Origin of the sequence: Clostridium sartagoforme AAU1, assembly GCF_000401215.1 — a bacterium.
Taxonomy (GTDB): Bacteria; Bacillota; Clostridia; order Clostridiales; family Clostridiaceae; genus Clostridium; species Clostridium sartagoforme.
This window is the reverse complement of the sequence record NZ_ASRV01000210.1, coordinates 1-856: the sequence shown is the minus strand read 5'-3', so window position 1 is coordinate 856 and position 856 is coordinate 1. Positions and strand designations below refer to the sequence as shown.

The window sequence follows — 856 nt, the reverse complement described above, 5'->3', positions numbered from 1 at the left end:
GGATTGCTGCACCCATTATAACAATATTTGTAGGATATATGACTTATAAAAATACTAGTGCTTATGAATTTATAAATACAGGAAAAGAAACATTACTTATAAGTTTTTCAAGAAAAATAGGGACTTTAATTTTTAAAATATTTAATTTAAAAAATTATGATTATAAAATTATGTCAATGAATGTATACTTGATTCTTATATTTGGTATAGGATTAACGTTATTTATAATATCTCTTTATATTTCTTTAAGAATTTATAAAAATAAAGATTTAGCTTAGGAGGAGATTAAAATGAATAAAAAATTTATAAAAGTAAGTATAAGTATTTTTCTTTTTAGCCTTATCTTTATTTTAGGATTTAAATTTATTTTAGGAGATAAAGTTTTGTATAGTAATTCTGTTGATTTTGAACAGGGTGTGCCAGAGATAAATTATGTTGGATTAGAAGAAGATGATAATATATATAAGATAAAAATAAGTATAAAGAATACTAGTGATTATTATGCTAGTTTTAATAATATAAGTTTGCAGTTTACTGGGACTTCTCAAGGAGCTCCTATATTTAATGGATATGACAATGATGAAAGAAAAGCACTATTAAATCTTAAGCCAGGAGATAAATATAATTATAGTTCTTTCTTTGACCCTAATGAAGAAAGAGAATATGTATTTGAAGTATCTAAAGGAATAAGCTTTGATAAAGAGGTGTTTAATTCCAAAAACATAGATATAGGTTATAGTTATAAGTTATATAAGTATAGAGTTAATAACAATACTGTAATTGGTAGTGGGCCTAGTGGAGGAGGGGCAAAGCGTATAGAAGCTTATATAGATATAATACTATAAAATAAAAGTTA

Annotated in this window: 2 protein-coding genes; both read left to right on the top strand. The window is 23.9% G+C overall.

Translation table 11 applies throughout. The features are described from left to right. Positions 1-278: hypothetical protein (locus tag A500_RS16815; RefSeq protein ID WP_040437084.1), on the top strand; the 278-nt coding region annotated here is incomplete at its 5' end. A gap of 12 nt (positions 279-290) precedes the next feature. Continuing rightward, positions 291-845: a hypothetical protein gene (locus A500_RS16810; protein ID WP_016208767.1), complete on the top strand. Its 555-nt coding sequence runs from the start codon at positions 291-293 to the stop codon at positions 843-845. The last annotated feature ends 11 nt before the right edge of the window (positions 846-856 follow it).